The organism is uncultured Campylobacter sp., assembly GCF_938045225.1.
GTDB lineage: Bacteria > Campylobacterota > Campylobacteria > Campylobacterales > Campylobacteraceae > Campylobacter_A.
Map to the genome: position 1 here is coordinate 1 of NZ_CALINL010000178.1, position 4361 is coordinate 4361.

Annotated in this window: 5 protein-coding genes; all 5 read right to left on the minus strand. The window is 45.4% G+C overall.

The window, feature by feature from the left end; all coding sequences use genetic code 11:
• Positions 1-11: 11 nt before the first annotated feature.
• Positions 12-410: a hypothetical protein gene (locus tag Q0200_RS06795; RefSeq protein ID WP_297939380.1), complete on the minus strand. Its 399-nt coding sequence runs from the start codon at positions 408-410 to the stop codon at positions 12-14.
• 21 nt (positions 411-431) lie between these two features.
• Complete coding sequence (locus tag Q0200_RS06800) at positions 432-1169, minus strand: hypothetical protein (protein ID WP_297939382.1); 738 nt, start codon at positions 1167-1169, stop codon at positions 432-434.
• Between the two features lie 30 nt (positions 1170-1199).
• A complete protein-coding gene (mnmE, locus tag Q0200_RS06805) occupies positions 1200-2519 on the minus strand; it encodes a tRNA uridine-5-carboxymethylaminomethyl(34) synthesis GTPase MnmE (protein WP_297939384.1) in 1320 nt (439 codons plus the stop codon).
• Positions 2516-3658 (minus strand): Jag N-terminal domain-containing protein, encoded by a 1143-nt coding sequence (locus tag Q0200_RS06810; protein ID WP_297939432.1) that lies wholly within the window; start codon positions 3656-3658, stop codon positions 2516-2518. The genes mnmE and Q0200_RS06810 overlap by 4 nt, the downstream gene beginning before the upstream one ends.
• Positions 3658-4361: membrane protein insertase YidC (gene yidC, locus Q0200_RS06815; RefSeq protein ID WP_297939434.1), on the minus strand; the 704-nt coding region annotated here is incomplete at its 5' end. The genes yidC and Q0200_RS06810, both read right to left, overlap by 1 nt.

Below are 4361 nucleotides of genomic sequence, written 5' to 3' on the forward strand. Positions count from 1 at the left end.
CATCCTGTTTTTCATTTTTGCTCTCTTTTTTTCGCGACAAAAGCGCAAATTTGATTAAGCCTTAGCTCGTAGCCGCGCAACTCGTTTTGGATTTTTTCCTCAAATTTATGCGTTTTTTCGGCGACTTCTCGCAAGTCGCCAGAATTTGTAAAATTTTTTATCTGAGATTTTAAAAGTAGCGCGCCGCTTTTGGATGAAATTTTTGCCTGCGTTATAACGGCCGTGAAATACCGTTTTTCTAAATTTTGCGCGTCGTAGTAGCTAGATACGGACTTCACGCTCACGCTGCCGCCTTTTTGAAACGCCTCGCAAACCGAAATCGGCGCCTCAAAAACTGCTACTTTCGTAAAATTTGAGCTAAATTCGTAAAATTTGATCCGCCAAGCGCCACGAAGCCGGGTCGCGCTCACGTTTAAATTTGATAAAAAAGATCAGTTTTTAGGTGCGGCGCAAACGATATTTGATAGGATTTGCTCCTGTTTTTTAGCGTCGGCGTCTATGACTTTGCTCCTAAATTCCGCAGATCGAGCCCGCGTCTGAGTGCTGGCTAGCTTGCCGTCGCTAACGAAAAATTTAAAGTCTAGATTTTTGATCTCGGCGCTTTTGCCCTTTTTCACTCCGATATCCATCAAAGTCGCGAAAAACTCGCTATTGTCGGGGCTTTCTTTATCGTAATAATTAGTCACCGCATGAGCTTTTACCGTCTTGCCCGCCGCAAAACTCTCGCACACCGCGCCCGAGTCCGCGCTAAAAACTACGTTCTCTAATATACCGCCGCCAAACTGATAAAATTTGACCTTTTTAGCATTTCTTAGAGTCGCAAGCTCGTTTTTATCGCGCATATTTATGTACTGATAGCCAAATTTTTCTTTATCGTTAAGCTCCAAAACTATAAATGAAATACCGTTTTGCGCGTACATATCGCCAAGTTTCAAATTTTGACCGTCTTTTTTTATGAGCGCCATGCCGATGATATCGCCGTTTTTTTGCGCGTGAGTTGCGCTCAAATTTTCTGAGAAAAATGCGACATCGCCGACGGTGCCGTCGTTTTCTAGATATTTAATCCAGTCCGGTTCAGGCGATACTACATTAGCCGTTAGACGATCCTGTGAAGGCATACAACCGCCCAGCAACGCAGCTAGAGCGGCTATAGATATGAATTTTTTCATTATTTTTCCTTTTTAGAGAGTAAAATTTGATCATTTGCCTAGACAAAAGTTGCTAAACATTTCGTCTAAAATTTCGCTTCTCTCAAACGGCTTTGTGATTGACGAGATTTGCTCTATTGCCGTGTTTAGCTCATAAGCAAAAAGCTCAAGCTCGGACCCCGCTAGCAAATTTAACGCTCTTTTTATCGCCTCGCTCGCCGCCTCGCAGCTTGAAATTTGACGAGTGGAATTTAGTAGTATCTCGCTCGTCTCCTGCGCGTCGAGATAGGTTTTTAGATTGCTTATTATCTCGTCCGTTCCTTGTTTTGCGCAGATTTTTATCGGATTTTCGGGGCTTATAAATTTAACGCCGAGGTCGCATTTATTTAGAACGTAAAAAATCTTTTTTTGCGAGTTTTTTAAAAGCTCTAGGATCTCGTTATCCTGCTCATCAGCCTCCTGCGACGCGTCAAAAACGGCCAGGATGACGTCGGCCTCCTCGATAGCCCGCAGCGAATACGAAATGCCGATCTGCTCGATCTTGCCCGCGTTTTTGCGGATGCCTGCCGTGTCGATGATGCGCACGAGGTGAGTGCCGATTTTTAGGGCTTCTTCGATGCTGTCTCTAGTCGTACCCGCCTCGTCGCTGATGATCGCGCGCTCGTAGGACAAGAGCGAGTTTAAAATCGAGCTTTTGCCGACGTTTGGCTTGCCTACTATCGCTATTTTAAAGCCCTCGAGCAACCCTTTTCTACTTTGACTTATGGCTACGATTTTATCTAGTTTGGTGCTGTTTTGTTTTAGCATTTGGCTGATGTTCTCTAGCAAGTCCGCAGGCAGATCGTCGTCGGCGTAGTCGATACTAGTCTCCACAAACGCCAGAGTTTTTACGAGCTCGGAGCGGATTTCATTTGCAAATTTAGCCAGATCGCCCCTCATCGTGCGGGCGATGATTTTGACGCTATCCTCGCTTTTTGCGTTGATGAGCGAGTTTATCGCCTCGATCTTGCTAAAATCCATCTTGCCGTTTATGAGCGCTCGTTTGCTAAACTCCCCGGCGCGCGCGAGTCTAGCGCCGTTTTTGATGAGCTCGCCCAAGATCAAATTCGCCACCACTAGCCCGCCGTGGAGCTGAAACTCCACCACGTCCTCGCCCGTGAAGCTGTGCGGAGCCTTAAAGTAAATAAGCAAGGCCTCGTCGATGAGCTCGCCTTCGGCGTAAATTTTAGTTAGAGTCGCATAACGCGGGACAAGAGAGGTGATTTTGGTGAGTTTTAGAGCCAGGCTGAGGGCGTCCGCGCCGCTTAGCCTGATGATGGAGATCGAGCCTACGCCGTGCGCGGTGGCGACAGCGGCTATGGTGTCGTTCATTTTTTGATAAAGTCGTTCACGACTACGAACTGCCCGTCGCTATTTGACTTTACGCTTACGTATTTGTCGGGGAATTTTTCGCGCAGTTTTTCAAGGGCGATCTTGACCAAAACGCCGTCTAAAGACTTGGTTTTAGCCTTGCCCGTCTCCTCCACGCGCTCGATTATCCCCTTTAGATACTGATCGATCGCGGCTTCTTGATTTTGCAAAAACTGCGCGATCTCAAGGCGCACCGCAAGGCCGTATTTAGAACTGATCCAATTATAAAGCAAATACGAAATCGCCTTGTAGCGGTAGCCCTCTTTGCCGATGAGTAGCGCCGCATCCTCGCCGTCAAGCTCGACTATCACGGCCTCGTCGTCAAATTTACGCACGTCTATCTTGTTTATAGTAAAGAAATTTCCGCCAAAAAGCTTCTCTACGCCCTGCTTTATCTCAGGCAGGACTTTGTCGATGTCGGCTTTTGGTTTTTGCTCTTTTTGTTTTTGAGCCTGCGCTCGATCGGCTCGGGAGTCTTGTTTTTCTTTTTTAGCTAAATTTGGTACGGCTTGCGTCAAATTTGCATCGCTGCCGGAAGCTTGCGAGCCTAAATTTTCGCCAGCTGCGGTTTTTTCATCGCCTTCGTAAAAGTCGTTTTTATTAAAGGTATCGATGATCGAGTGATCGAGGATGTTTTTGCTGCTATCTTTTTTAGATTGTTCTTTTTTGTGCTGTTCTTTTTCTTTTATTTGAGGCTCTTTTTGCAGTTGTGCTTCTTCGACTTTAGGCTCGTTTGCCGCGCTCGTTTCGTTTTGCTTTGCAGCATGGTTTTTGTGATGCTCGTGGCGATTTTTATGATTTTTTTTCTTTTCGCTTTTATGATTTTGCTCTTCGCCAGAGTTCTCTTTTTTCTTAAATTCCTTCTTTTTCTCGCCGCCGTTTTCTTTATGGGCGTTTTCGCGGGCGGCTTGAAGGGCTTTTTTTGCTTCTTTATGAGCACCCTCTTTTACTGCCTCGATGATCGCCGTTTTTTTAAAAAACCCCAAAAATCCCGCACTCGGGTTTTGTAAAATTTTGATATCAAGCTCAGTGACTGAGCAGTTTAGCTCCTGTGCGGCCTTTTGAAAAGCCTCTTGTAGATTTTCGGCTTCGATTCGCATTAGGCCTTTACCTCGGCTTTCTTGTGCTTTTCAAAGAGTTTATTTACGAAAACTTGCTGAACAACCGAGCAGACGTTGTTTACGAACCAGTAAAGCGTAAGTCCCGCAGGGAAAGTCACAAAGAAAAACGTAAAGATAAGCGGTAAAAATTTCATTATCTTTTCTTGCATAGGATCACTAAAGGTTGTCGGCGTGAGCTTTTGCTGAAGGAACATAGTCGCTCCCATCAAAATAGGCAACACAAAATACGGATCCATCACCGAAAGGTCGTGTATCCAGAGTATCCACGGCGCAGCTTTTAGCTCGATCGCGTTTAGTAGTACTCGGTAAATCGCAAAGAAAATCGGAATCTGCATAAGTATCGGCAGGCAGCCGCCCATCGGGTTCGCGCCGTTTTTCTTATATAGCTCCATCATGTGCATATTTAGCTTTTGCGGATCGCCTTTGTATTTGGCTTGCAGCTCTTTTACCTTCGGCGCTAGATCTTTTAGCTTGTTCATCGATAGCATGCCTTTGTAGGTTAGTGGGAAAAGCACGATCCTGATAACTAGCGTCAGAACGACGATCGCCCAGCCCCAGTTGCCGATATAGCCGTAAAGTAAATTTAAGAATGCAAACATCGGCTTTGCTATAAATGTAAACCAACCATACTCGATAACGTCATTTAGCCTCTCATCCATCGAGCTTAAAATTTTATGCTCTT